The 25972-nt window shown below is 57.8% G+C and carries 28 protein-coding genes and 1 other RNA gene; 20 read left to right on the top strand and 9 right to left on the bottom strand.

All coding sequences use genetic code 11. From position 1 onward, the window contains the following. Positions 1-122 precede the first annotated feature (122 nt). Positions 123-1658 carry a threonine ammonia-lyase, biosynthetic gene (gene ilvA / locus AC0L6S_RS16230; RefSeq protein WP_473425151.1) on the top strand — a complete coding sequence of 512 codons (1536 nt, stop codon included), beginning with the start codon at positions 123-125 and terminating at the stop codon, positions 1656-1658. 157 nt (positions 1659-1815) lie between these two features. Next, on the top strand, positions 1816-1965 hold the full coding sequence (locus AC0L6S_RS16225; RefSeq protein ID WP_473425150.1) for a hypothetical protein: 150 nt from the start codon (positions 1816-1818) through the stop codon (positions 1963-1965). On the opposite strand, the gene AC0L6S_RS16220 is transcribed toward AC0L6S_RS16225, so the two are convergent. From AC0L6S_RS16220 to AC0L6S_RS16205, 4 genes are all read right to left on the bottom strand, one after another. Then, positions 1962-2540: a 5-formyltetrahydrofolate cyclo-ligase gene (locus AC0L6S_RS16220; protein WP_473425149.1), complete on the bottom strand. Its 579-nt coding sequence runs from the start codon at positions 2538-2540 to the stop codon at positions 1962-1964. The two genes, AC0L6S_RS16225 and AC0L6S_RS16220, sit on opposite strands and share 4 nt — an antisense overlap. A gap of 9 nt (positions 2541-2549) precedes the next feature. Then, a non-coding RNA gene (gene ssrS, locus AC0L6S_RS16215) (6S RNA) lies at positions 2550-2728 on the bottom strand. A gap of 83 nt (positions 2729-2811) precedes the next feature. Further along, positions 2812-3126, bottom strand: a complete 315-nt coding sequence (locus AC0L6S_RS16210) for a cell division protein ZapA (RefSeq protein WP_473425148.1) — start codon at positions 3124-3126, stop codon at positions 2812-2814. Between the two features lie 5 nt (positions 3127-3131). Further along, on the bottom strand, positions 3132-3332 hold the full coding sequence (locus AC0L6S_RS16205; RefSeq protein ID WP_473425147.1) for a TIGR02449 family protein: 201 nt from the start codon (positions 3330-3332) through the stop codon (positions 3132-3134). Positions 3333-3473: 141 nt separating this feature from the next. Between AC0L6S_RS16205 and AC0L6S_RS16200 the strand changes: the two genes are divergently transcribed. The 6 genes from AC0L6S_RS16200 to AC0L6S_RS16175 all read left to right on the top strand — a co-directional run bounded on the left by AC0L6S_RS16200 (position 3474) and on the right by AC0L6S_RS16175 (position 9670). Further along, a complete protein-coding gene (locus AC0L6S_RS16200) occupies positions 3474-4079 on the top strand; it encodes a UPF0149 family protein (RefSeq protein ID WP_473425146.1) in 606 nt (201 codons plus the stop codon). Positions 4080-4163: 84 nt separating this feature from the next. Further along, entirely contained in the window at positions 4164-5477 is a 1314-nt protein-coding gene (gene pepP / locus AC0L6S_RS16195) for a Xaa-Pro aminopeptidase (protein ID WP_473425145.1), read from the top strand. A 3-nt stretch (positions 5478-5480) separates the two neighbouring features. Then, on the top strand, positions 5481-6728 hold the full coding sequence (gene ubiH, locus AC0L6S_RS16190) for a 2-octaprenyl-6-methoxyphenyl hydroxylase (RefSeq protein WP_473425144.1): 1248 nt from the start codon (positions 5481-5483) through the stop codon (positions 6726-6728). Further along, complete coding sequence (locus AC0L6S_RS16185; protein ID WP_473425143.1) at positions 6721-7938, top strand: UbiH/UbiF/VisC/COQ6 family ubiquinone biosynthesis hydroxylase; 1218 nt, start codon at positions 6721-6723, stop codon at positions 7936-7938. Before ubiH ends, AC0L6S_RS16185 begins: the two co-directional genes overlap by 8 nt. A 135-nt stretch (positions 7939-8073) precedes the next feature. Then, on the top strand, positions 8074-8463 hold the full coding sequence (gcvH, locus tag AC0L6S_RS16180; protein WP_473425142.1) for a glycine cleavage system protein GcvH: 390 nt from the start codon (positions 8074-8076) through the stop codon (positions 8461-8463). A gap of 25 nt (positions 8464-8488) precedes the next feature. Beyond that, on the top strand, positions 8489-9670 hold the full coding sequence (locus AC0L6S_RS16175) for a class I SAM-dependent rRNA methyltransferase (protein ID WP_473425141.1): 1182 nt from the start codon (positions 8489-8491) through the stop codon (positions 9668-9670). A 559-nt stretch (positions 9671-10229) separates the two neighbouring features. On the opposite strand, the gene AC0L6S_RS16170 is transcribed toward AC0L6S_RS16175, so the two are convergent. Beyond that, positions 10230-10883: a histidinol-phosphatase gene (locus AC0L6S_RS16170; RefSeq protein ID WP_473425140.1), complete on the bottom strand. Its 654-nt coding sequence runs from the start codon at positions 10881-10883 to the stop codon at positions 10230-10232. Between the two features lie 118 nt (positions 10884-11001). On the opposite strand from AC0L6S_RS16170, the gene AC0L6S_RS16165 reads away from it, so the two are divergent. Together AC0L6S_RS16165 and ptsP are read left to right on the top strand one after the other, a co-directional pair. Next, complete coding sequence (locus tag AC0L6S_RS16165; protein WP_473428624.1) at positions 11002-11502, top strand: RNA pyrophosphohydrolase; 501 nt, start codon at positions 11002-11004, stop codon at positions 11500-11502. A 6-nt stretch (positions 11503-11508) separates the two neighbouring features. Further along, positions 11509-13773 (top strand): phosphoenolpyruvate--protein phosphotransferase, encoded by a 2265-nt coding sequence (ptsP, locus tag AC0L6S_RS16160; protein ID WP_473425139.1) that lies wholly within the window; start codon positions 11509-11511, stop codon positions 13771-13773. An 11-nt stretch (positions 13774-13784) separates the two neighbouring features. Here the strand turns inward: ptsP and AC0L6S_RS16155 are convergent, their stop codons facing one another. After that, the gene (locus AC0L6S_RS16155; RefSeq protein ID WP_473425138.1) at positions 13785-14558 is read right to left on the bottom strand and encodes an NRDE family protein; all 774 of its coding nucleotides are present in this window, start codon (positions 14556-14558) and stop codon (positions 13785-13787) included. A gap of 133 nt (positions 14559-14691) precedes the next feature. On the opposite strand from AC0L6S_RS16155, the gene lgt reads away from it, so the two are divergent. From lgt to AC0L6S_RS16105, 10 genes are all read left to right on the top strand, one after another. After that, the gene (lgt, locus tag AC0L6S_RS16150; RefSeq protein ID WP_473425137.1) at positions 14692-15510 is read left to right on the top strand and encodes a prolipoprotein diacylglyceryl transferase; all 819 of its coding nucleotides are present in this window, start codon (positions 14692-14694) and stop codon (positions 15508-15510) included. After that, on the top strand, positions 15507-16340 hold the full coding sequence (locus tag AC0L6S_RS16145; protein WP_473425136.1) for a thymidylate synthase: 834 nt from the start codon (positions 15507-15509) through the stop codon (positions 16338-16340). The genes lgt and AC0L6S_RS16145 overlap by 4 nt, the downstream gene beginning before the upstream one ends. 16 nt (positions 16341-16356) lie before the next feature. After that, positions 16357-16869 (top strand): dihydrofolate reductase, encoded by a 513-nt coding sequence (locus AC0L6S_RS16140; protein ID WP_473425135.1) that lies wholly within the window; start codon positions 16357-16359, stop codon positions 16867-16869. A gap of 248 nt (positions 16870-17117) precedes the next feature. Further along, positions 17118-17903, top strand: coding sequence for a DUF3450 domain-containing protein (locus AC0L6S_RS16135; RefSeq protein WP_473425134.1), 786 nt, complete (start codon positions 17118-17120; stop codon positions 17901-17903). Then, positions 17903-19288, top strand: coding sequence for a MotA/TolQ/ExbB proton channel family protein (locus tag AC0L6S_RS16130; protein WP_473425133.1), 1386 nt, complete (start codon positions 17903-17905; stop codon positions 19286-19288). The genes AC0L6S_RS16135 and AC0L6S_RS16130 overlap by 1 nt, the downstream gene beginning before the upstream one ends. Position 19289: 1 nt before the next feature. Beyond that, positions 19290-19808, top strand: coding sequence for a MotA/TolQ/ExbB proton channel family protein (locus tag AC0L6S_RS16125; protein ID WP_473425132.1), 519 nt, complete (start codon positions 19290-19292; stop codon positions 19806-19808). Between the two features lie 13 nt (positions 19809-19821). Continuing rightward, complete coding sequence (locus AC0L6S_RS16120) at positions 19822-20232, top strand: ExbD/TolR family protein (protein ID WP_473425131.1); 411 nt, start codon at positions 19822-19824, stop codon at positions 20230-20232. Positions 20233-20246: 14 nt separating this feature from the next. Further along, complete coding sequence (locus AC0L6S_RS16115; RefSeq protein ID WP_473425130.1) at positions 20247-20660, top strand: ExbD/TolR family protein; 414 nt, start codon at positions 20247-20249, stop codon at positions 20658-20660. A 5-nt stretch (positions 20661-20665) separates the two neighbouring features. Continuing rightward, entirely contained in the window at positions 20666-21271 is a 606-nt protein-coding gene (locus tag AC0L6S_RS16110; protein WP_473425129.1) for an energy transducer TonB, read from the top strand. 14 nt (positions 21272-21285) lie between these two features. Continuing rightward, entirely contained in the window at positions 21286-22827 is a 1542-nt protein-coding gene (locus AC0L6S_RS16105; protein WP_473425128.1) for a tetratricopeptide repeat protein, read from the top strand. Positions 22828-22917: 90 nt separating this feature from the next. Here the strand turns inward: AC0L6S_RS16105 and cspE are convergent, their stop codons facing one another. From cspE to pyk, 3 genes are all read right to left on the bottom strand, one after another. Then, positions 22918-23124, bottom strand: a complete 207-nt coding sequence (cspE, locus tag AC0L6S_RS16100) for a transcription antiterminator/RNA stability regulator CspE (protein ID WP_159170421.1) — start codon at positions 23122-23124, stop codon at positions 22918-22920. A gap of 253 nt (positions 23125-23377) precedes the next feature. After that, on the bottom strand, positions 23378-24343 hold the full coding sequence (locus tag AC0L6S_RS16095) for a glucokinase (protein WP_473425127.1): 966 nt from the start codon (positions 24341-24343) through the stop codon (positions 23378-23380). 9 nt (positions 24344-24352) lie between these two features. After that, positions 24353-25801: a pyruvate kinase gene (pyk, locus tag AC0L6S_RS16090; protein WP_473425126.1), complete on the bottom strand. Its 1449-nt coding sequence runs from the start codon at positions 25799-25801 to the stop codon at positions 24353-24355. Positions 25802-25972 lie beyond the last annotated feature (171 nt).

Raw genomic sequence — 25972 nt, 5'->3', positions numbered from 1 at the left:
AGGGGAGGCTGCGACTGTGATCACCCAAAACCATCTGATCGCTGTTACTCTGTATGCTGCAATCCACCTCGCGCTCCATTAAGATGTGCGGGCTTTATCATACCCGAGGAAGCCAAACCCCTATGCCGCAGTCCTACATAAAACGGATTCTCGACGCGCGCGTCTACGACGTGGCCCGCGAGACGCCTATTCAGGAAGCCAGTCTGATGTCCCGCCGCTTAGACAATCGTGTCTGGCTGAAGCGCGAGGATCTACAGCCGGTGTTCTCGTTCAAACTGCGCGGCGCGTACTGCAAGATGAGCCGCCTGAGCGAGGAGCAGCGCAAGCGCGGAGTGATTGCCGCTTCTGCCGGAAACCACGCGCAGGGCGTGGCGATGGCGGCCCGCAAGCTTGATGTGAAGGCCATCATTGTCATGCCGCGCACGACACCGGCGATTAAAGTGGAGGCGGTGCGCAGGTTGGGCGCAAAGGTTGTGTTGCATGGTGACTCCTACGACGAGGCCTCTCTGCACGCGCAGGAACTGTTGCAGGCCAAGGGCCTCACGTATGTGCACCCCTTCGACGACCCCGACGTGATTGCCGGTCAGGGCACAGTGGGTATGGAGATTGTGCGCCAGCATCAGCGACCGCTGGATGTGTTGTTCGTGCCGGTCGGTGGGGGTGGATTGATCGCGGGCGTGTCGGCGTATGTCAAATATGTGTGGCCGGAAACCCGCATCGTCGGTGTGGAGCCCGAGGATGCCGCTTGCCTGCAGCTGGCGCTGTCGCGTGGTCGCCGGGATACGCTGAGCGAAGTCGGCTTATTTGCCGATGGCTGTGCCGTGGCGCAGATTGGCAAGGAGCCCTTTCGCATAATCCGCGAGACAGTGTCGGAAGTGATCACCGTCACCTCCGATGAACTGTGCGCCGCCATCAAGGATATATTTGAGGATACCCGCAGCATAGCCGAGCCCGCCGGTGCGCTGGCGCTGGCCGGCCTGAAAAAGTATGTGAGTGGCACTGGCGTGCAGGGGCAGGATCTGCTGGCCATTGTCAGTGGCGCCAATACCAATTTTGATCGTCTGCGCTATATCTCCGAGCGTACGGAAATCGGTGAGCACCGCGAGGCGGTCATCAGCGTGACCGTGCCGGAGCGTCCTGGTGCCTTCAAGCAGTTCTGTAGCGCCCTGGGGCGGCGCAATATCACCGAGTTCAACTACCGCTATGCCGATGCCGATTCAGCTCAGGTTTTCGTAGGCCTTTCGGTGACTCCGGGAGGGGAAGACCTGGCGGAACTGCTCGCCGATTTGCGCGAGCGCGGTTATACCACTGAGGATATGACTGATAACGAGGTCGCCAAGCTGCACATCCGCTATATGGTTGGCGGGCACTCCCCGCCTGATCTGGAGCAGGAACTGGTGTATCGCGTGGAATTTCCCGAGCGCCCGGGTGCGTTGCTGAAATTCCTGGCCGGGCTGGGGCAGCGCTGGAATATCTCGATGTTTCATTACCGCAATCACGGCGCCGCATACGGGCGGATTCTGGTGGGTATTCAGGCGCCCGCCAGCGAGCGCAAGTCGTTTGAAAGGGTACTCGACAGCATCAATTTCCCCTATTCGGAGGAAACCGACAATCGAGCGTATCAACTGTACCTCGGCGGCGCTTCTAAAAAAGCGTGAAAACCAGTCCCCGCGCGGCTCTCAGGGCTTTTCTTTTACTCGGGGTTGGGCTACCATCGCCCCAAATTGACCGCAGTCGAAGAATAACAACAACAGTAATTGAACAGGGTGTTGGCCTCGATGCGTGCCGCCTTAATAAATGTAGTGAGAGAAACCAGTGAAGCGTAAACCTGATATCGTGCTGATACTCGCGGCGGCCTTTGTTTTGGGCGTGCTGGTGACAGTGCTTCTGCCGTTGGCCTCAAACCATTCGGTTGCTGATCCGGTTTCGGAACTTCATGCGGGCGTGCCAGTCACGCAGTACTAGCCACCCCGGCAATCGTACAGGGCCTTCTCTGTAGCAACATAGTTCAGCACAATATCCCAGCTTTCCTGCGGCACGCGTTCTACCAACTGCAATTCGTGGGCCAGTCCGACCAGTACGGGCTGCCCGCTGTTGGCTAGCGTTCGGTCGTAGTAGCCCCCGCCCATTCCCAATCTGCCCCCGCACCTGTCCCATCCCACCAGGGGAAGAAAAACTATATCTAGCTCGGAAGCCGGGCACCGGGCTGCTCCCGGAGGAGGCTCGGGTATGTTGTATCGATTGAGTACTTGCGTGTCGGTGGCGTCCCAGTGTGCGAAGACCAGCGCGTTATCACTGAGCATCGGCAGAAACAAGTGTTTGTTCTCACGCCTGGCCACCGCGGCCAGCACTGAGGTGTCAATTTCACCATCTCGGGCGAGGTAGAGAGCGATTCGTTGAGCGCCAGACCATGCGGGCAGCTCGAGCACTGATCGGCAAACGGCTTCTGCGGCGGCCCGTTGGGCTGCCCTCGGCAGTGAGCGTCGCTGCTGTCGCAGGGCGCTGCGCAGTGCAGATTTGCTGGAACGGCTATCAGGCATAGTGAAGAAGGGGTTCCCGGAATACCGCTGACAGGACGGCCCTTGAACCCGATGGTTCAAGGTGGAGACTCCTGATCTGTATAAGGCTTTCCGGTAAAACCGGACTTGCACACCAACAGAAGCGAGAAGCCCCCGGATAAAAAATATCGGCTCGAGGACTGAAAGTCTGGCGAATACACCAGGAACCCGTCGCCAGTATAGCCCAGATACCTGCCTTACCGCTCGTAGATTGCGACAATCTTGCGCAATTGCCTCGCCAAACTGTGATGTGCTAGCCGATTTCCAATTGTCGTAAATCGTGCAGGGCGTCATCGAGTTTGCTATTGAGGCGTTTGACGGCGTCGCCGCCCCCGGGCTGTTCGGCATCACCGTGAGACGATGCTTGCAGTAACTCGTAACTGATGTTGAGGGCGGCCATTACTGCAATGCGCTCCAGCCCGATGACTTTTCCCGAATCGCGTATACCGCGCATCTGCTTGTCGAGGTATTTTGCCGAAACGACAAGTTCAGCCTCCTGCTCTTCGGGGCAGGCGACCTGGTATTCCTTGTCGAGAATCTTCACGGTTACTGTATTGGCGGGGCTCACGTTGGTTACTCCATTGTCCGCAGACGATCAATCATGGCTTCGACTTTGGAGCGCGCCAATTCATTCTTGTCCAGTAAATCCTTGCGTTCATCACGCCACCCGGCTAATTCTGCCTTCAGGCCGGTATTCTCGCGATTCAGCTCCTCGCAGAGCGCAATAAGTTCGTCGATCTTATTTTCCAAGTCTTTGAGTGGGTTGTCAGCCATGCGGGTATACTGGGGTAGTTATTCTCGAAGCAACACTATAGTAGCGCGTGACAGCAAGGTCAACGCGGCAAAAGTCATAGATATCAACGGCCTGCCCGGTACTTTTCAGGTGCCTGCACGGCGGCAATGGGAGGACACAATATGCATGACGAATTATCTGCTGAAGTCGGGGTTTTTGGCTTCGATGAATTTTCCGATTATCTGCTGGACCAAGGCACAGAATCCTCGCCCTCGCAGTTGCACGGGTGTCTTAGCGGCCTGCTAAGTGCCGGTGCGCCCCGGGAGCCGGAGTACGGCCTGGACGCCTTGACCCAGGCGCTGAACCTCGACCTCTATGGGGAGCTGGCCAGCCGGATTATGCAGCTCTACGAGGTGACGGCAGTTGCCCTGCAAGATGCCGAGTTTTCCTTTCACCCACTGCTGCCCGATGACGACGAGGAAATAGGGTTGCGAGCCGAGGCACTTGCCATTTGGTGCGAAGGGTTTCTGACCGGGTTTGCCTACAGTCTGGCCGGTGAAAACGTTGCCGGTGGGTCGCTGTCCGAGGATGCCGGCGAGGTGCTCAGGGATATTGCCGCGATGGCGCAGGCTGAAGTGGGGCATGACGAAGCAGAGGACGATGCAGAAGACGACTACAGCGAGTTGGTCGAGTACCTACGCGTGGCCGTGGTCAATATTTTTATGGATAACAGCGCGGCCGCCTCAGAGGGGAGTTTTTCATCTGAAACAGCACCGCGTCTGCACTAGTGTTCCCGCCATGTGATAATCTCAGGCTGTTTGAGAACTCCACCAGCAGGCGAGAAGAGGCCGTGTCGATACAGGCAAAACACCATGAGTATTAGCAAGACCGAGTTTGCGCGCCGTCGGAAAAACCTCATGGCGTTGATGGACCCCAATAGCATTGCGATCATCCCGTCGGCGCGCGAGCAGGTCAGGAGCCGGGATACCGAGTACCCGTTTCGCCAGGACAGCGATTTTTATTACCTGTCCGGCTTTGCGGAGCCGGATGCGGTGTTGATTTTATTGCCGGGCCGCCGGCACGGGCAGTTCGTTATCTTTTGTCGGGAGCGCGATCCCGGAATGGAGCTGTGGCACGGCCACCGGGCCGGTCCGGAGGGAGTCTGTGAGCGGTATGCGGCGGATGATGCCTTTCCCATTGGTGATATTGACGACATTCTGCCGGGCTTACTCGAGGGCCGCGAGCGGGTCTATTACTCCATGGGGCGCAGCAGAGAGTTCGATCGCCAGATCATGGACTGGGTAAACAGTATCCGTGGCAAAGAGGCCACGGGCGCCTCACCCCCCGGTGAATTCACCGACCTCAACTACATGCTGCACGAATTGCGTCTCTTCAAAAGCGCCGCTGAGTTGCGCGTGATGCGTCGCGCCGCCGAGATCACCGCGCGCGCGCACTGCCGGGCGATGCAGCACTGCAGGCCAGGTTTGTACGAGTACCAACTTGAGGCCGAAATTCAGTACGAGTTTGCACGCTCCGGAGCACGTTTTCCCGCCTACACAAGCATTGTTGGCGGCGGCTCCAATGCCTGTGTGATGCACTATATCGATAACAGTGACAAGCTTCGCGATGGCGATTTGGTGCTGATTGATGCCGGTTGTGAACTCGAGTATTACGCCTCCGATGTCACCCGCACCTTTCCTGTGAATGGCCGTTTCAGCGCCGAACAACGGGCACTGTATGAACTGGTTCTGAAGGCGCAGCTGGCGGCCATCGCCGAGATCAAACCGGGTAACCATTGGAATCAGCCGCACGATGCCAGCGTCAGTGTGTTTACCGAGGGCCTGGTGGAGCTCGGTTTGCTCCGTGGTAGTGTTGCCACCCTGATCGAGCGTGAAGCCTACCGTGAGTTTTACATGCACCGTGTGGGCCACTGGCTGGGCCTGGATGTGCACGATGTCGGCGACTATCGCGTGGAGGACGAGTGGCGCGTACTGGAACCTGGCATGGTCATGACGGTTGAGCCCGGTCTCTATGTCGCGGCAGGCAATACAAAAGTAGCGAAGAAGTGGCGCGGTATCGGCATACGTATTGAGGACGACGTGGTGGTAACAGATGAGGGTTGTGAAGTGATCACTTCCGGTGTGCCGAAAACTGTTGGACAAATAGAAGCGCTGATGGCCACGTGACTTATGTCTAATACCTACGACATTGTGATTGCCGGTGGTGGCATGGTCGGCGTTAGCCTGGCGCTGCAACTGGCAGCAGTACTGCCGCCGAAATCCTCAATACTGCTGCTGGAGGGCTTTCCAATTCCGGCGCCCACACCGGGTAAAGCACCGGAGTACCATCCCGCATTTGATGCGCGTTCCACGGCGCTCAGCTATAGCTCGCGGCTGATCTATGAGCGGATGCAAGTGTGGGAAGACCTAAGTCAGTGGTTGTGCCCGATCGAGAGTATTCATGTCTCCAGCCGCGGTCGTTTCGGCAGTACCCTGCTGCGGGCCAGTGATCACAACTGGGCGGCGCTGGGTTATGTTGTGGAAAATGGCTGGCTGGGTAATACCCTGATCCAACAGTTACACCGCAGCGGGCGAATAGAGGTGCGCAGCCCCGCCAAGGTCGTGGGCGCCACCTGCGGTAGTTCTGGTGTGCGCCTGCAGTTGGAGGGTGAATCGTCGGAGATTGCCGCTGGTCTGTTACTGGTTGCCGATGGTGCGAACTCTGCGCTGCGCGATTTCCTTGGCGTTGCGGTGACTGAAAAACCGTATCAGCAGCACGCGCTGGTGGCAAATATTGCATTTGCCGAACCGCACCACGGCTGCGCGTTTGAGCGTTTTACCGATGAGGGACCGCTGGCGATACTGCCGTTATTGCCCTCCCGTGAGGGAGAGCAGCGAGGCTCTCTGGTGTGGACGCTGTCGCCCGAGCGCGCGGCTTATCTGCGCGATTGCACCGAGGACGAGTTTCGGGAAACCCTGCAGGGACGCTTTGGCTACCGATTGGGCCGGCTGTTACAGGTCGGTGAGCGGCATGAATATCCGCTGTCACTGGTGCAATCGAGTGAGCAGGTGCGCCAGGGTGTTGTGGTAATGGGCAATGCCGCACACGCACTACACCCGGTCGCCGGACAGGGCTTTAACCTGGCATTGCGGGATGTCGCTGAACTGGGTCGCGTTCTCGCTCAGGGCATTGCCGAGGGCCTGTCCCCGGGTGATCTGGCGCTGCTGCAGTGCTATCAGCGACGACAACACGCAGACCAGCAACGAACGATAACATTCAGCGATCAGGTGCCGGCACTATTTATGCACAGTGATCCGCTGCTGGGCATGGGCCGCGATCTCGCGCTGGCCGGCCTGGATTTTCTACCCGGCCTGAAGCGTGAGTTCGTGCGTCACGCGGCCGGGGTTTCCGCTACAGGTGAACAGGCAAATGGCTGAAGCGCGACACTTCGATGTAGTGATTATAGGCGCCGGAATAGCAGGCGCTTCGCTGGCGGTAGCACTCAGTGGGAAGGGGCTGAGTATCGCGCTGGTCGAGGCCCGGGATCTGGATACTGCGGCATTGCCGCAGGGGACTGGTGTGGCCGATTTTGATCCGCGTGTCAGTGCGTTGACGCCGCGCTCCAGCGAGTTTCTGCAACAACTGGGTGCCTGGGATGCGATAGCTGCCTATCGATACTGTGCCTACCAACATATGACGGTATGGGATGCCGAGGGCACCGGACAGATCGAGTTCGACCGCGCTGAAGTCGGTGCGGCGGAGCTCGGTCATATCGTGGAGAATCGAGCGATTGTCCACGCGCTGCTTACGCAGGTGTCCGCCGCGAGCGATATCAACGTGATGAGCCCTGCGGCACTGCAATCCTGTACACGTCTGCCGTCATCACAGATGTCGCTGGAGTTGGCCGACGGTGTTTGCCTGCAGGCGAATTTGCTGGTTGCGGCCGATGGCGCACTGTCCCGCGTGCGCGAGATGATGGGCTTTAGCTGTCGCGAGTGGGATTACGGCCACCGCGCGATCGTTGCCACGGTTGAGGTGGAGCGCTCGCACGAAGCAACCGCCTGGCAGCGATTTCTGCCCAGCGGCCCGCTTGCATTATTGCCCTTGCCCGGCAGCGAGGAGCACCACTTCTGCTCTATCGTGTGGTCCCTGCAGGAAGATAAGGTTGATGCAATCCTGGCGCTGGACGACGAGGCCTTCTGCGCCGAGTTGGAGCGCGTCAGTGAGGCGTGCCTGGGCGCAGTGCTGGACAGTTCCAGACGGTTCGCCCATCCACTGCGTCAACGCCATGCCGTGGACTATGTGCAACCAGGCGTTGCGCTGGTGGCCGATGCCGCGCACACCATTCATCCTCTCGCGGGCCAGGGAATCAATCTGGGCCTGCAGGATGTGGCTGTGTTGGCCCAGGAGATCGAAGCGGGGCATCACTGCGGTATTTCCCCCGGACAGCTGGCGCTGTTGCGTCGCTACCAGCGCCGGCGCAAGGGTGAAAACCTGATGATGATGTCGGCGATGGATGGTTTTAAGCGCCTGTTCGAACAGCAGTCGCTGCCCCTGCGCTGGTTGCGCAATGTCGGTATGCGACGTATCGACACCCTGGTGCCGGTAAAGAGGCAGCTTATGCGTCACGCGATGGGTCTGCGTTAACCGCTGATCACGTCATCTCGTGAGCAGGTCATTGTTTTTAAACCGCGTACCGTTAAAATGGCCGCTCAATTACTGTTGCAGGTGCATCTGTTGCCAGGAGGGCAACACTGCGCTGCCCGCCCAAGAGGAATAGCTATGAGCCACACCCCGAACGAACTCAAATACGCCAGCAGCCACGAGTGGGCGCGGCTGGAAGAGGATGGCACGGTGACGGTCGGTATTACGGATCATGCGCAGGCTGCACTGGGCGATGTGGTGTTTGTGGAAACACCTGAAGTGGGCGTGGTGCTGGCCGCGGGCAATGAGGCCGGTGTGGTTGAGTCGGTCAAGGCGGCATCTGATATTTACTCGCCGCTGACCGGCGAAGTACTGGCTATTAATATGTTGCTGGAAGATGACCCGGAGACAGTGAACTCAGATCCCTATGGTGAAGGCTGGTTCTACAAGCTGCAACCTTCTGACCCAGCCGAATTGGATGCACTGCTGTCTGCCGATGCCTATCAGCAGCACTGTGACGACGAGTAGGTCCGGCGCCCAATAGCACCACGCCATGAAAAACCTGTTCCTGCGCAAAGGCGCAGATCACCGGCTGCGCGGAGGACACCTGTGGGTGTACTCCAATGAGGTCGACACCGCGCGCTCAGCACTCAGTGGCTTTACCGCAGGCGATCTCGTCACCGTCAGGAACGCTAATGACAGAGTGTTGGGCAGCGCCTATATGGAGCCCAACGTCCTGATTTGCGCCAGGGTATACGCGCCGGGTGAGCAGTGCGCGCTGGACGTGGATTTCTTCACTGGCCGGCTGCGCACTGCACTGGCCACTCGGGAAGCGGTATTCGATAAACCCTTCTATCGTCTCGTCTATGGTGACAGCGATACCCTGCCAGGGGTGGTGGTCGACCGCTTCGGCGATATTCTCGTACTACAGCTTAATAACAGCGGCCTAGAACGCTATCGCGACGCCCTGATCGAAGCACTGGTTGCAGGCTTGGCGCCCAGCGGTATTTTACTGCGCGCGGACAGCCGCAGCCGCCGCGAGCAAGGCCTGCCGACTGACAGCGAAGTGGTTTACGGCGAAGTGCCGCAGCAGGTGGCCCTACAAGAAAACGGCGTACAGTTCCTCGCGCCGGTCCACGAGGGCCAGAAGACCGGCTGGTTCTACGATCACCGCATGTCCCGCGCGCGCCTCGCCCCCTGGGTGAAAGGAAAAAGCGTGCTGGATGTCTACAGTTACATCGGCGGCTGGGGCGTGCAGGCCGCCGCGTTCGGCGCCACGTCCGTATGCTGTATAGACAGCTCGGCGCAGGCGCTGCAGGGCGTAGAGCAAAATGCGCAGCTAAACCAATTGCAGGATCGCGTCACAACACGCCGCGGCTCGGCCCCGGACCTGATGGCAGCCATGCAGGCGCAGGGCAATCTGTACGACGTGGTCATCCTCGACCCCCCGGCGTTTATTCAGCGCAAGAAGGACCTGAAAAAGGGCATCGCAGCCTACCGGCGCATCAACGAGCTGGGTTTGCAGTTGCTGCAACCGGGTGGCCTGCTCGTCTCTGGCTCCTGTTCCATGCACCTGTCGCGTGCGGATTTGATGGCCGCGGTACAGCAGGCCGCCGTGCGCTCAGCTTGCCAGGTGCGCGTGGTCGAGCAAGGCGCACAAGGCGCCGACCACCCGATTCACCCGGCGATTCCGGAGACGGAATATCTGAAAGCGGTGTTTTTCCGCAAGCTCTAGATTTTGCTACTTCGTCGCCGGTTTTTCTTTTGGTTTTCTCTGAATCGCCGAGGAGCGAAAGCCCGGTGTACCCGGTCGGAGGGCGCAAAAGCGCCATGCCCATACAGAGAGGCAGAATCTCCACGGCAGCTCGCGGTCGGCCATGCCCGTAAACGCGGGCAGGCTCCCCATGGCCTCACACGCCCCAGGCAGGTACACCCAGATACCACATCTCTATCATCGCGCTTTGGTTCCCAGAAATGCTAAAACAACCCGGTTTGAATAGTAGGGTCGAGGCTCCGTGGTGTTCGCGTCTGGGAAAGTGATAGCGGTGCGGGTTGGGCTTTGCTGCCACAGGAACGTGCGAGGCCAAGGATGGCCGAGCTCGAGCTGCCATGGAGAGTCTGCCCCTCTGTATGGGCATGGCGCTTTTGCGCTTCCTGTGGCAGCAAAGCCCAACTCGTACTGCGACGTCCCGAAGATATGAACCCGCTTTCTAAAGCGGACTAGAAGATGAAAGAATCTAAAAAAAGCTATACGATGAAACCGATTCTGAGTTTCCATACCGGACAATCAGAGGTCACCGCAGCGAAATCACCGGCCAGCCAAGCTCAACGGCCCTAGCGCGCAAAGTATCATCCGGATCAACCGCCACCGGGTTGTCCACCAGTTCCAGCAGCGGCAAATCGTTGTGCGAGTCGCTGTAAAACCATGCGCCAGCCAGGTCGCAGTCGTGGGTCCCCAGCCACTCGTACAAACGGGCTACCTTGCCCTCCTTAAATGAGGGAACGCCGCTGGGTGCACCCGTGTAGAGACCGTCCACAATCTCAGCTTCACAGGCAATCAGGTTGTCTACGCCAAGTGCCGCCGCAATTGGGGCAGTGATAAAACGGTTCGTAGCAGTGATAATGAGCAGCTGGTGCCCCTGTCGTCGATGGTCCGCTAGCAGCTCGGCCGCCTTTGGCAGCATGATGGGACTGATCTTGTCGTCCATGAAAGTGCGGTGCCAGGCGTCCAGTTGCTCGGGTGGATGGCCCTTCAGGGAGCTCAGTACGAAGCGCAGGTAGGCGTCGATGTCCAGGTCTCCCGACTGGTAGTCGGCGTAGAACTGATCGCTGCGCTGGGCGAAGTCTGCGGTGTCAACGAGCTTCTGTTCGCAGACGAATTGACCCCATAGGTGGTCGCTGTCGTCACCGATGAGTGTATTGTCCAGATCAAAAATTGCCAGTGTCACATGCTGTACCTCAAAAAGTCGGTGGCCAGCATAGCGGCGAAGTCAGTTATAGTAAATTTCTCTGAACCCGCAATTTGTGGAACAATGAACAGCGATAATAACCGGTGAAATGAGCAAAGTGATAGATTCTGACGGCTTTCGGCCGAACGTGGGGATTATGTTGACCAATGAGCGCGGCCAGCTGCTGTGGGCGCGCCGGGTTGGCGGCCGCGATGCCTGGCAGTTCCCTCAAGGCGGCATCAGTGTGGGTGAATCCCCGACAGAGGCGCTGTATCGCGAGCTGTACGAGGAGGTCGGCCTTCCAGCTTCCGCTGTGGAGATGCTGGGGTCTACCAAGGGCTGGCTGCGCTACCGGCTGCCGGCACGCTACGTGCGAGAAGGCCAGAAGCCACTGTGTATTGGGCAGAAGCAAAAATGGTTTCTGCTGCGGCTGCTGGAGGCAGATACTGCGGTGCAACTGGATCTTAATGACAAGCCGGAATTTGACCACTGGCAATGGGTCAGCTACTGGTATCCCCTGAACCAGGTGATTTCTTTCAAGCGGGAGGTATATCGCCGTGCGATGAAAGAGCTTGCCCTCCCGCTCGGGCGCTACACCGATAAACACGGGGCCAGGTAAGCCGCCATGCTGGAAACCCTGCGCCACATCGTTCAGGAGGTTAACGCTGCGGGCGGCCTCGATGAGGCTTTGCAGATTATCGTGAGTCGCGTGCGGGCTGCGCTGAATACGCAGGTGTGCAGTGTTTTTCTGCGGGACCCCGGTACTGAGCGGTATGTTTTTCAGGCGACCCAGGGCCTCAATCCCGAGATGGTGGGTGTGGCGAGTCTTGCCGCCAGCGACGGTCTGGTCGGTCTGGTTGCCGAACGTGGAGAGCCGGTCAATCTGGAAGATGCGGAAAACCACCCCAGGTTTCGCCTGCTGCCCGGTATTGGCGAGGAGCCGTTCCACGCGTTTCTGGGAGTGCCCATCATTCATCAGCGCGGCGTGCTCGGTGTGTTGGTAGTGCAGCAGGCGCAAGCGCGGCGCTTTGATGAGAGCGATGAAGCGTTTCTGGTGACGCTGTCTGCCCAGCTTGCCGGTGTGATCGCCCATGCACAGGTGACGGGTACGCTGGTGAAACAGTCCTTGGTCGGCGCTGCGCCGGCCAAAATTATCGGTGTGCCGGGCTCTCCGGGGGTGGCCATCGGGACGGCGGTGGTGGTCTCTCCGGGAGCGGACCTCTACGCCGTGCCGCAGCGCGAGGCGACGGACAAGCGCAAGGAGGTTCGCGCGTTTCGCGAGGCGCTACAGAGCGTGCAGGAAGATATTCGTATAGTGGCAGCAAATCTGGGTGCGGAACTGAGCCCGGAGGACCATGCGCTGTTTGATGTCTATGTCAGTATTCTTGACGACTCGACAATTGGCGCAGAAGTTGTCGGGTTGATAAAGGCTGGCCAATGGGCTCAGGGCGCGCTGAGTCAGGTAATGATCGAGCACATCCGTCACTTTGAAAGGATGGAGCACAGCTACCTGAAGGAGCGCGCTGTCGACGTGCGCGATCTCGGTACACGCGTGTTGGCCTACCTGCAGGCGGCCAATCAGGAGCCGCGCGTCTATCCGGATAACGCGATTCTCGTCGGCGAGGAGTTGACAGCGACGTCTCTCGGCGAAATACCGCGTGAGAAGTTGGCCGGCCTCATCTCCGTGCGTGGCTCCGGCAACTCTCACGTGGCTATTCTCGCCCGTGCCATGGGCGTGCCTACCGTGATGGGAGCGGTCGATCTGTCCTACGCCAAATTGCAGGACCGGGAAGTCATCATCGATGGCTATAACGGTACGGTGCATATCAACCCGCTGCCGGAGATCAAACAGCGCTTCCAGCAGGTGCTGGATGAAGACAAGGCGCTGACGCAGGATCTGGAATCGCTGCGCGATAAACCCTGTGTCACGCTCGACGGATATCGCATGCCGCTGTGGGTGAACACAGGGTTGATGGTGGATGTCACTCGCTCACTGGACCAGGGTGCAGAGGGCGTTGGCCTGTACCGCACAGAAGTGCCCTTTCTGCTCAGGGATCGCTTCCCGAGTGAGGAGGAGCAGCGACAAATTTACCGCGAGCAATTGGAGGCCTTTGCGCCCAAGTTCGTGACGATGCGCACGCTGGATATCGGTGGGGATAAATCGCTGCCGTATTTCCCGATCGAGGAGGAAAACCCTTTTCTCGGCTGGCGCGGTATTCGCGTGACACTGGATCACCCGGAAATATTCCTGGCGCAGATACGGGCCATGCTCAAGGCCAATGAAGGGCTGGGTAACCTGCGTATTATGTTGCCGATGGTCTGCAATACCTCCGAGGTAGACGAGGCGCTGAAATTGATCCATCGCAGCCACCGCGAACTTTGCCAGGATGGACTGGAGGGAGAATTGCCGCCCATCGGGGTGATGATCGAGGTGCCTGCGGCGGTCTACCAGGCCAGAACCCTGGCCAGACGGGTCGACTTTCTGTCAGTGGGCAGCAACGATCTGACGCAATACCTGCTGGCGGTGGATCGCAATAATTCCCGTGTGGCCCACCTGTACCACTCACTTCACCCCGCCGTGTTACAGGCACTTGCCTATGTCGCCACGGCGAGCCAGGCCGAGGGTGTCCCCATCAGTATCTGTGGCGAGTTGGCGGGTGACCCCGGCGGTGCGGTGCTACTTCTGGCGATGGGGTATGACGTGCTGTCTATGAACTCTACCAGCCTGCTCAAGGTGAAGAAGGCCCTGCTCAACCTGCGGCGTAAAGAGGCCCGCACCCTGCTCAAGGAAGTCATGGCGCTGGACTGCGCTTACGAAGTCAACACCCGTCTGGAGACTTTCCTGGCGGAGCACGGCATGGAAAAATTCATTCACAGCCCGGTTGCGTAGGCGGCATACCCTCAGACAGGTTTTTGTTGAAACTCGAACAGCTGCTCTCGGCGCAACTCTCCCCGACTGTCAAAGCTCTGTTCCCGCCAGTATGTATTGCTATCGGCATCAATGCGCAATGTGGTGGTGGAGCGGGTGCCATAGGTGTCGGTGACAATGAACTGGGCTGAGAGCACCGGATCCATCGAGCCAACCAACTGTAACGCCTGCAATTCTCGCTGGTCTGCCCGCTGCCGGTCGTTTACGACGGCGGCCAGTGTATCGTGCGAAATCGCGCCCGACTCGACCAGCGCCTGCAGTCGTGCTTTGCCTCGCGTGACTTTCGGCCAGGGTGTGTCCAGTCGGGCATTGCTCAGGCCGTAGAGCCCCGGAGTCAGGCACTGTGGCTCCAACCCATCGCTGTTAGTGAGATACCACAGGCTGTGGTTATCGCCTACCAGCAGGTTAAAGCCGGCATATTCCTGAGCGCGTCCAGCGAGTGCGCCCAGGTAGGCGTGTGGCTCCTGTGTGCCGGTCAAAAAATCCAGCGGCAACTCTCCGCGAGAGCGCGGTGCTGCTGCGGTACGCGCAGGGTCTCGGTAGTTGGTCACGGCCGCAAAACGGCCGCTGCGTGTAACGCCCATCCAGGTGCCGCCCTGTTCGAGGTCTCTGCCCGCCAGCACATCCGGGTGCTCGTCCCAGAAAGCCGACGCAGCAGTGGGGCGACCGTGAAATTCGTCGCGATTGGCCGCGATAAGCAGTGGGTGTCCAGGGCAGGCCTGGTGGGCGAAAACTAGCAGACACATAAAATTGCACCGGGGCTCAGGGGAAAGAATTGTGAATCATCACCCGCTGGATGATAATACCGGTTTTACAGCTCTGTAACCCTTGTTGGCCGATCCCGGCCAACCTTCCCATTGGATTGGTTGATTTGCACGCATGCTTCCCTACCCCGAAATAGACCCTGTCGCCCTTTCTCTGGGCCCGCTGAAAGTGCACTGGTATGGTCTGACATACCTCACTGGCCTCGCGTTCGCCTGGTGGCTGGCCGCCCGCCGAACGCGGCGACCCTGGTCTGTGGTCAAGCGGGAACAGGTCGATGACCTGATTTTCTACGCCGCACTGGGCGTCGTTGTCGGTGGTAGGGTGGGTTATGCATTCTTTTATGGCTGGGACAAACTGGTGCAGGATCCGTTCTGGCTGTTTCGTGTCTGGGAGGGCGGCATGTCCTTCCACGGTGGCTTCCTCGGCGTGATGGCGGCGATGTGGCTGTTTGCGCGTCGTCACAAGATCGTATTCGGCGCGCTGATGGATTTTGTCGCGCCCCTGGTGCCCCTCGGTCTGGCGCTGGGCCGGCTGGGCAATTTTATCGGCCAGGAGCTGTGGGGCCGCGCCTCCGATGTGCCCTGGGCGATGGTGTTTCCGAATGACCCGCTGCAACTTGCGCGGCACCCCTCGCAGTTGTACCAGTTTGCGTTGGAAGGCGTCCTGCTCTTCGTGATCATGATGTGGTTTTCGTCCCGGGAGCGACCTATCTGGTCCATTTCCGGTGTCTTTGCGCTCGGCTATGGTTGCCTGCGTTTCATCGCCGAGTTTTTTCGCGAGCCGGACCAGGGCATCGGTTTCCAGGCGCTCGGTTGGGTCACTCGGGGGCAGCTGCTGTCGCTGCCGATGATTGCACTGGGAATCTATTTGATCGTCTCGGCATACCGCAAAGCCGGTGGTGCTGGTTCGCAAGTGGGGAAGGGCGCTAAATGAAACAGTATCTCGATCTGCTGCAGGATATTCTCGACAACGGTGTGCGCAAGGGCGATCGCACCGGCACCGGTACCCTCTCCGTTTTCGGGCGTCAGTACCGGCACAACCTGGCCGACGGCTTTCCTCTGCTAACCACTAAAAAATTGCATCTGAAAAGTATCGTGAACGAACTCCTGTGGTTTCTGCGCGGGGATACTAATACCCGATGGCTCAAGGAGAATGGCGTCTCTATATGGGATGAATGGGCGACAGAAGACGGTGAGCTGGGGCCGATATACGGCGCCCAGTGGACGGCCTGGCCCACCCGCGATGGCGGAGCGATCAACCAGATTGATTATGTGATCGACTGCCTGCGCAACAACCCCGACAGCCGTCGCATCCTGTTTCACGCCTGGAATGTGGAGTACCTGCCCGATGAGCGCATGAGCCCGCAGGACAATGTCAGGGCCGGTCGCATGGCTTTGCCGCCCTGCCATTTGCTGTATCAGTTTTACGTTGCCGAGGGGCGGCTCTCTGCGCAGTTGATGATTCGCTCCAGCGATTCTTTTCTCGGTTTGCCCTATAACACGGCCAGTCTGGCGCTGTTGACAATGATGCTGGCGCAGCAGTGCGATCTGGAGTCGGGAGAAATCATCATTTGCACCGGTGATTCCCATATTTACAGCAATCACCTCGAGCAGGTGAGCGAGCAGTTGGGCCGGGAGCCACGCCCGCTTCCACGCCTTAATATCCTGCGTCGCCCGGATACCATCTACGATTACCACTTCGAGGATTTCGAGTTGCTGGATTACCACCCGCACTCACATATTGCCGCTCCGGTAGCGATATGAGCAGAGGCTGACGGCAGTGACAGGCGTAGCGATTATTGTTGCCGTGGCGGATAACGGCGTGATCGGTAGCGACAATGCGCTGCCGTGGAAGCTTTCCGAGGATATGCAGCATTTCAAGCGCACCACCATGGGCAAGCCCGTAGTGATGGGGCGCAAGACCTATGAATCGATAGGCAGGCCGCTTCCGGGCCGCACCAATATCGTTATTTCGCGCAATCCGGGCTTTGCGGCCGAAGGCGTTGCCGTGGCGCGTTCGCTGGCGGAGGCGCTGGCACTGGCTGGCGAAGTCGCCGCGCGGGAAGCGGCGGAGGAAATCATGGTGATGGGCGGTGCCGAGATCTACGCTGCGGCGATCCCGGTCGCCGACAGGTTGTACATTACCGAGGTTCACGCCAGCGTCGAGGGTGACGCGGTACTGTGCGATATCGACTGGAGTTGCTGGCGGGAAACCACGCGAGAGAAGCACATCGCAGAGCCTCCCAACCCTTATGACTACAGTTTTGTCTGTTACGAACGGGTGCAGAAATGAAGGTTGGCAGCCCGTCCGCCTACCAAAGTGTTACTGTGAAATAATAAATTCATAAAAAGTGTAACCAAAATACTCAACGCCATCCCTATGCACAATTGTCTGTCGGCATTGATTGAAAACTCACCTGCAGATGGTTTAAATTTGCTTCCTCGGTTTACCAACGCCAGATTTGTATCTATAGATAGGCCTGTATCTGTTCTATTTGTAGCCTTGTATTACTCTGTTGGACTATAGGAAGCGCTATTCCCATGACTACGCATCGATTGAAAAAAGTATTGATCGCTGCACTGGTTGTTTCAGGCACCCTCGGGGGTACTGTGGCAGCCGTGCATGCCAGTACGTTGGACTCCATTCTCGCAGTGGGCAAGTCCAAGAATGACGCCGCACGCAGCTCCCAGGCGAAAATAGACAAGCTGGCGGACGAAACCCGCGATCTGCTGTCTGACTACAAGACAGTAATGAAGCAGGTCGATGGCCTGAAGGTTTACAACGAGCGCCTGCAGCGCCAGATCGACGATCAAAAGAGGCGGATCGCGGCTATCGATGAAAATATCGATAACTCCACGATCATCGCCCGGCAGATGACACCGCTGGTTGTGCGTATGCTCGACGGTCTTGAAAAGTTCATCGAGTTGGATGTGCCTTTCGAAGAAGAAGAGCGTCTGAAGCGAGTGGCGGGTCTGCGTAGCAGTATCGACCGCGCCGACGTGAGTGTGGCGGAGAAGTTTCGCGCGGTCCTAGAGGCATACAATATTGAGCTCCAGTACGGCCGTGGCATGGACACCTACAGAGGCACCATAGACATAGACGGCACTGACCGAGAAGTCGACTTCCTGCGCATGGGCCGTGTTGCGCTTGCCTACCAGACGACCGATGGCACTCGTTCCGGTGCGTGGGATAGTACAAGCAGGAGCTGGGTTGAGCTTCCTGCGGGTCAATACAATGCTGCAATTCGCAAAGGCATACGCATTTCGAAGAAGCAAGCATCAATGGAGTTACTGGAAATGCCGATTGCTGCACCGGAGGCTAAGTAATGAGCGTCAAATTTGTAAAAGGTATAGCTCTGGCACTTTGCGGTGCGTTGTCGTTGTCGGCGGGGTCAGCCCTCGCACAGGAGGCCAAGTCTCTCGACCAGTTGCTGGGTTTTGTCAAGCAGGGCCAGGCGACTGAAGCTGCGGAGAACCGTCAGCGGGAACAGCGTTTTGCGAGCAACAAGGCCAACCAGGCCGCCGAACTGAAGCGTGCAGAGGAAGAGCGAGCACGACAGGAAGCGCTCTCCACTGAACTCGAAAACACGTTCGAGGAAAATGAGCTGCTGATTGCAGCCAAGCGTGAAGTGTTAAAGGAAAAGCTCGGCACGTTGACCGAGCTGTTTGGCCACCTGACCTCCGCTGCTGGCGATTTGGCGTCCAATTTCGAAGTGTCACTGGCTTCGGCCCAGTATCCCGGCCGGGAAGTCTTCCTGCGTGAACTCGTGGAGAAGATGAGCAATTCCGACGACCTTCCCAGTATCGAAGAGATTGAGCGCGTGTGGTTCGAGCTGTTGCGCGAAATACGCGAGACCGGCGTGGTTACCACATTCTCTGCGGGTGTTTCTTCTCCTGCGGGAGAGCTGGTTGAGCGACAAGTGTTGCGTGTCGGCTCGTTCAATGTGGTCGATACTGATGGCAATTACCTGAACTACCAGAATGACCACCTCAGTGAGCTGCCCCGTCAGCCAAGTGGGCCCTATACCGGTTGGGCGGCAGACCTGGCCAATGCGACAGGTGGCGGCCTGTATCCGTTCGGTGTAGACCCCACAGGCCCTTCTGGCGGTTCCTATCTGGCGGCCATTATCGATACGCCGACAATCACAGAGCGCTGGCACCAGGGTGGCTATGTCGGCTACGCTATTACCGGCCTGGGTGTATTTGCCTTCCTTCTGGCTATATACCGCCTCATCGTCCTGACCGTGGTAGGTGGCAAGGTGCGTTCGCAGCTTAAATCCGACAAGGCCAACGATAACAACCCGCTGGGTCGCGTGTTGAAGATACACGAAGACAACCCCAACATGGATACCGAGACTTTGGAGTTGAAGCTTTCCGAGGGTGTGCTTAAAGAGACTCCCAAGCTGGAGAGCGGCCTTACCCTACTCAAGATCATTGCAGCCATTGCACCGCTCATGGGGCTGTTGGGTACGGTGACGGGTATGATTCTGACCTTCCAGGCGATCACTATATTTGGTGCAGGTGATCCCAAAGCCATGGCCGGCGGTATCTCCAGCGCGCTGATCACTACCGTGCTAGGCCTGTTGGTCGCGATTCCGACAGTACTGATGCACACCATTGTGAACGGGCGCGCCCAACGGATCATACACATCCTGGATGAGCAGACCACGGGTATGGTAGCGGAGCATACCGAAGCTAAATTGGGGTCTTGATATGGACGGCGTGACTGAAGTACTGCTCGCCTTCATGGAAAAGGGTGGCGAGGTCTTGTGGCTGATTGCTGCCCTGCTATTCGTGATGTGGACGCTGATCTTCGAGCGCGTGTGGTACCTGAAGTTTGCATGGAAGAAAGACGCGGGCCTGATTATCTCCAAGTGGGAGGGGCGTCCGGAGAGGAAGTCCTGGGAAGCGAAACAGATTCGCGATATGTTGATTTCGCAGGCCCGCCTGCGAATCAACCAGTCCCTGCCCATGATCAAAACGCTGGTGGCCCTGTGCCCGTTGCTCGGACTGCTGGGAACAGTGTGGGGCATGATTGAGGTATTCAATATTATGGCGGTAACCGGTGGCGGCGATGCCAAGTCCATGGCTGGCGGTGTACAGCGGGCCACCATCCCCACGATGGCAGGCATGGTGGCGGCTCTGTCCGGTGTGTTCGCCAACACTTACGTCACCAGGATTGCGCGGCGCGAGGGCGAGCTCTTGCGTGACAACCTGACTACCGATCACTGATAGAGCTACACTGATGCGCAAACGAAGCCAAAATTTAGATGCCGAAGAGGCAGAGATCGACCTGACGCCAATGTTGGACGTGGTGTTTATCATGCTGATCTTCTTCATTGTCGTAGCCTCCTTTCTAAAAGAGGCGGGCGTCGAGATGAACAGGCCTGACAGCAACCAGAACCCCCCGGAGACGGATGCCACCAGTATCCTTGTCACCGTAACCGGTGATGATCAGATTTGGATGGAAAATCGCCTCATAGATATTCGATCGGTAAGGGCGAATATCGCCCGGTTGCTGGCATCGGATCCAGAGCAGTCTTTCACGGTGGTTACAAATGCTGGTGCAACTGCCGGCACTGTTGTCAGAATTGCTGATGCCGCCCGCGAGGCCGGTGTTAAACAGGTGAATTGGCCAGCGGAGAAGAAGCAGTGAGCCGGCGTAGCAGAATGTCAAAGGGCGGCGCAGTCGCACAGGATGGAGCGGGCGAGGGCGAAATCGACCTGACGCCAATGCTCGACGTCGTTTTCATCATGCTTATCTTTTTCATTGTAACCTCATCCTTCGTGAAGGAGCCCGGTGCGAAGATTGAAAAGCCGGATGCGGTGACGCAGGGCCCGTGTGTGCGCGGCACTATCATATTTGCAGTCGATGAAATGGGTAAAGTCCACTACGACAAGCAGGAGGTGCCTCTGGAGCGTGCCTATCGCCTCGCAGAAGCGGCCAAGAAAGAATCACCCAAGGCAAATTTCGTGGTACAGGCCGATGAAGATGCACCCACATCGGTGCTCAGTGAGTTGATAACCACAATGAAACCCCTTATGGACGTGCCCGTGTGCGTCTCCACTGACGAGAAGGGGTAGGCGAGATGGAGAGCGGTCCCGTGAGAACGGTTATCTCAATAGTGCTGTCTGTTGCAGTGGTGCTAGGTCTGTTCCTGGTTATGCACAGTCTTATCGATGCTGACTATGTCGACCCCGGTGTGGAGGAGCGTCAGATCGCGGATCTGGTGCAACCGGATGAAGAGATAGAAATCCAGACGACCACGCCAAAGCCGGATAAAGTTGACGATCCCGAAGAGCCGCCACCAGAAATGGAGATGGTGGAACTCGACGTTGATGTGGATATGGACGTCGACAACATTGCACCGCAGACCAAGGTCGAAATAAACATTGACAGCGGCACTATGGCCACTGGCGATGGGGAGTATCTGCCTATTGTAAAGGTTGCCCCCATATATCCCCGACGCGCTGCGAGCCGTGGTATCTCAGGCTACTGTATTGTGGAATACACGGTTACGACCTCCGGGGCGATCCGCGACCCGCAACCGGTAGACTGCCAACCCAGCGGCGTGTTTGATTCCGCCTCGGTCAAGGCAGCCCTCAAATTCAAGTACAAGCCACGTATCATCGACGGTGAGGCCATTGAAGTTCCGGGCGTACAGAACAAGTTCACCTATGAGTTGGAAGATTAGATGGTTGCCGCGTTATGAATAGGTTTAGCCCCACAATCTGGATACGCGCTACCTTGCTGGCTGCACCGGTACTCGCCATGCAGGTGGCAGTAACGCAACTGCAAGTCAGCACCGAACTGCGTCCGTTTTCTGCCGCCTTTGCACAGCAGGGCGAGAAGAAGCCGGAGCGGGAAACGCGTCGTACCCCAGCCCTGCGAAATGCAATATATGAAAAGTTGTCAGAAGCGCAGGTGGCCGCCGAGGATAAGGACCTTGGCACCGCAAAAGCCATACTCGATGAGCTGATTGCGACCAGTGGCAGCAAGGCGTTGAACAGCTATGAGCTGGCTAATGTCTACAATCTCTACGCGTTTATTCAGTACTCTAAAGAAGATTATGCGGGCGCGCTGCGATCCTACGAGAAAGTCGTCTCACAGCCTGATATCCCGCTGGCGATGGAGATCAATACACGCTTCACCATAGCCCAGCTGTATTTTGTGCAGGAGCAGTGGCAAAAGGGTATCGATGCGTTGCTCAAGTGGTTCTCGATGACAGAAACGCCCAATGCCAATGCGTACATCCTGCTCGCGCAGGGTTACTATCAGGTCAAGGATTACGACAAGGCGCTGGTCAACGTCAACAAAGCAATCGAAATGCAGGAAGCTGCAGGCAAGATACCCAAGGAGCAGTGGTACAACTTGGCGCGTTTCCTCTATTTTGAAAAGAATGACGTCAACAATACTGTCGCCATGCTGGAAGAGCTGCTGAAGTACTACCCGAAAAAGGATTACTGGGTCCAGATTTCACATATGTACGGCGAGCAAAAGAAGACAAGCCAGCAATTAGCGGCGATGGAAACGGCTTACGTGCAGGATATGCTGGATAAAGGTACCGAGCAGGTCACCATGGCCTATCTCTACCTGAACGCCGATGTGCCCTATAAAGCCGCGAAGGTTATGGACAAGGGTCTTAACAATGACTCTATTGACGGTAAGTCAAAGAACTGGGAGTTGACCGGCAACGCATGGCGGCAAGCTCAGGAGCTGGAGAAGGCCATTCCGGCGATGGAAGAGGCGGCGTCCAAATCCAGTACCGGTGAGCTCTATGCACGTCTGGGCAATATTTATCTGGATAGCGACAACTTTACCAAGGCGATATCCTCGATCAACAAGGGCCTGTCCCGCGGTGGCGTTAAACGTCCGGATACCGCACGTCTGGTGCTGGGTATGGCATATTTCAACACTGAGCAGTATGACAAGGCTCGTGAAGCTTTTACGGCCGCCGGTCGCGATGAGCGCTCAAAAAGTTATGCGGAGCAATGGATCAATTACATGGATTCAGAGCTAGCGCGCCAGAAAGCTCTGCAGGACGAAGGCGAGGCGCTTGAAGCGGAGGAAGTAGAGGGTCTACCCGGTGGGCAAATGGACTCCGGAGAAGATGGCGCTAATGAAGCGGAAGCCGAACTTGAGGCTGAAGTGGAAGCCGAGGCCGAAGTCGATATGGAGATCGATATGGAAGCGGGTATGGAAGTCGATATAGAAGCTGAAGGCGAGGTTAAACAACAACCCGCCGGATAACAGCGAACTGAGGGCTACACCCGATGGGTGCGTAACAGCCTGGATACTGAATTGAAAAGGGAGCTGGTACAGCTCCCTTTTTGTTTGAACTTACAGAGGAACTACGTTCTCTGCCTGTGGACCTTTCTGACCATCCGTGACGTTGAATTCAACCTTCTGACCGTCGGCCAGCGTTTTGAAGCCATCGCCCTGGATAGAGCTGAAATGAACGAACACGTCGGGACCATCTTCACGCTCGATAAAGCCGAATCCTTTGGTTTCGTTAAACCATTTAACAGTACCAGTTGTTTTAGACATAATGCTTACCTGTATAGCTAGCGGCGCCATGTCCAGGCGCCTTTTCATTTATAGTGTTATTTATGGTTTACGTACCGATTATCTTGATGAAACATCGACTTCGACCGTGAGCATAAATACTGCTGAATCCACTCAGCACTATGAGTGTAGCACCATAATTGGCGTTTTACAGGAACGCTGGCAAACTATTTTTTGAGCAATTTTGCCCATTTGCGTGCCCGCTATAGAGACCGGGAGGCCCTGCTGTCCCGGTTCAAATGGCAGCAGTTGGCGCGTGGGCGGCACCCAATAGGCCTGTGGTTTTGCCGGTGATTACGAACAGCGGAACCTGTTCAAGGTGGGTGCGCATTTTTCCTTTTTCCACAAAGCGCTTGCTGAAGTCGCTCTGCGCGAGGAACTCGATCATCCCCGACAGGAAGCCGCCGGCCAGGTAGAGCCCCCCGTAGGCGCCGTTGGCGAGCGCATAGTCGCCACATATCGAACCGAGCAACGCGCAGAAGGTACTGAGTGTCAGTTCACAGAGCTCGCATTCTCCGCGCTGTGCTTTGGTGGAAATCTCCTCCGATGACAGCGCAACAGGCGCGTGACCAGTGATCGCACTCAGCGCCTGATACAGGCGTTGCAGTCCGGGCCCGGACACCAGCAGCTCGGCATAGACCTCGCCACCGCGCGGTAGCAGGTAGCGAAACAGCTCCAACTCCAACTCGGTGGCCGGTGTCAGCCCCATATGGCCGGGTTCACTGGCACTGGCTGTGGGGACACCACTGGCCCAGCTCAGCGTCGCACCGCCGAGACCGGTGCCCGGCCCGACTGTAGCCAGCTTGGCACATTTACCGGCCTGGCCATGCGCAAGCACGCTGAGGTCGTCCCTGGCGAGGTGGGGCAATGCATGGGCATTTGCCTCAAAGTCGTTGATGGCGCACAACTTGTCAAACTGAAAGCGGTTGGCGAGTTCCGGCAACGAAAACGACCAGTCGATATTGAGCATGGTGACACGGTCGTCGAATGGGGGCGCCGCCACTGCCAGGCAGCATTCGGGGGGGCGGGGTTCACTCAGTGCGCCCAACCAGGCGTCGATGACGTCCTCGAACCGGCCATACTCGCGATTGCGATAGTTGCACAGCGAGCGCAGTTCCTCGGTTTGGGGGTCGTAGAGGGCCAGCCGGCTGTTGGTGCCACCGATATCCGCTACCAGTCGGGTGTTTGAGGGTTCTGACAAAACTACCCCCTAATCAACTGGCAGGATTTTCATGATATTGGTCGAGCCAGCGGTGCCGATTCGCTCACCCTTGGTGAGAATGATGGAGTCGCCTTTATGCAAATAACCACCATCCATCAAAAACTCGATAGCCCGGGCATCGATGCAGTCCTCGTCGAATGCCGTGGCGTCAAAGAACAGCGGTACCACACCGCGGCACAAACAGAGTTTCTGTAGCGTTTCGCTCAAATTGCTCAGCGCGAAAATGGGTAGGCCGGAACTGAGCCGGGACATCAATCGCGGGGTCGTGCCAGACTCGGTCAGACAGGCGATGCCGCGTACATTATCGAAATGGTTGGCGGCATAAATCGCCGACATTGCGATAGTTTCCTGAGCATTGGCAAATGCCCTGTTGAGGCGGAACCTGGAGGTTCTGGACACGGGCTGGCGCTCAGCGCCCAGCGCGGCGTCCGCCATGGCCTGCACCACTTCCACCGGGTAGCTGCCGACTGCGGTTTCCGCCGACAGCATAACGGCATCGGTGCCGTCGAGGACGGCATTGGCGACGTCAAAAACCTCTGCGCGGGTTGGCATAGAGCTGTTGATCATGGATTCCATCATCTGGGTCGCGGTAATAACCACCCGATCCATGGTACGCGCTTGGGAAATCAGTGCTTTCTGGATGCCTATCAGCTGTGCGTCGCCAACCTCGACACCGAGATCGCCTCGCGCGACCATCACGCCGTCCGAAGCCCGCACTATGTCGCTGAGCGTGTCCTCGTCGGCGACGACCTCTGCCCGCTCGATTTTGGCGATAATGGCCGGTTGCAACTGGTGCTGTTGCAGCAGTCCTCTGGTCTGGAATATGTCCTCTGCACTGGAGACAAAAGATACCGCGACAATGTCGGGCCTGAGTTCACTCAGGCTGTCGATATCTGTGAGGTCTTTCGCGGTGAGCGCGGGCGCAGCGAGGCCGCCCCCGAGGCGGTTGATGCCCTTGCGTGAACCCAGCGTTCCCCCGATTACCACGGTACAGTCCACTGTGCTGGCATCCGCATCATCCACACGCAAGCGAATCCGCCCGTCGTCGAGCAGCAGGATGTCGCCCTTTGTCACGCTGCGGCACAACTCCTTGTATTCAAGGCCCACGCCGCGAAAATCACCTTCGCCGTCGGGTAGGTCCAGATCGAGACGGAAGCGGTCGCCGGCGGCAAGTTCGACAGAGCCATCGCGAAAGGCGCCGATACGAATCTTGGGCCCCTGTAAGTCGGCCATTATGCCCACGTACACACCGGCAATACTGGCCTGCTTGCGAATGCGCGCGGCGACAACAATGTGGTGATCCGCGGTGCCGTGGCTAAAGTTCAGGCGAAAGATATTGACGCCGGCCGCGATCAATTTGGCGATCATGTCCTCCGACTCGCTGGCCGGGCCAATGGTGGCGACTATTTTGGTACGTCTGAGGTGCTTTGGATTCACATCTGCTCTCGTTGTGGGTGGTGCGGCCAGCCTGTGATGGCCAACCTTCTAGGATCTGCCCGATACCGGCATGCAGTGTACGCCATATCGCAATGGGGCCACAAAAAGGACCCTGCAGCCGGGAGCCTGTTCCAGAGCGCCCGGCCGCGTGGAATACTGCCACTCCACACC

It is taken from the genome of Halioglobus sp. D3-4 (genome assembly GCF_055809315.1).
The sequence above is the reverse complement of the archived record's forward strand: the minus strand, read 5'-3'. Positions and strand labels throughout refer to the sequence as shown.